At 54.9% G+C, this 690-nt stretch carries 1 pseudogene; it reads left to right on the top strand.

Going from position 1 to position 690, the window contains the following annotated elements:
- Nucleotides 1-690: pseudogene (locus ACSZPK_RS26925) on the top strand (IS3 family transposase); the annotation flags it as partial.

Genomic DNA, 690 nt, shown 5'->3' with positions numbered 1-690 from the left:
ACACAACCAGCGCAACTGGGGTTTTGGCCTGTGCTTCCTGTATTTGCTCAACGTGAAAGGCTATCGCTGGAATCACAAACGGGTGTACCGGATCTATCGGGAGCTGGAGCTGAACCTGCGAATCAAGCCGCATAAACGTATCGTGCGGGAAAAGCCCAAGCCTCTGGCGGTGCCAGAGGCGATCAATTACTGCTGATCGATGGACTTCATGCACGACCAACTGGCAGACGGTCGCAGCTTCCGTCCTTTCAACCTGATCGACGATTTCAACCGCGAAGCCCTGGCCATGGATATCGACCTATCACTGCCGGCAGAACGGGTGGTGTGTGCGCTGGATCAAGTGATCGAATGGCGTGGCAAACCCCGGTCGATTCGCAGTGACAACGGCCCGGAATACATAAGCAGCAAGCTTGTGCTGTGGGCAGAGAGGCATGGTATCCGCCTAGAGAACATATCCAGCCCGGAAATCCCCAGCAGAATGCTTACGTCGAACACTACAACCGCACAGTACGTTACGACTGGTTGGGGCACTACCTGTTCGAGTCCATCGCTGAGGTACAAGATCACGCCACGCGATGGATCTGGACATACAATCACGAACGACCAAATATGGCCCTGGGAGGCATCACCCCCAAACAGAAGCTGGCCATTGCGGCCCGACATCTACTTCTGGCGAGTACTAAAAATGGG

Origin of the sequence: Pseudomonas sp. LRF_L74, assembly GCF_965644255.1 — a bacterium.
Lineage (GTDB): Bacteria > Pseudomonadota > Gammaproteobacteria > Pseudomonadales > Pseudomonadaceae > Aquipseudomonas.
The sequence above is the reverse complement of the archived record's forward strand: the minus strand, read 5'-3'. Positions and strand labels throughout refer to the sequence as shown.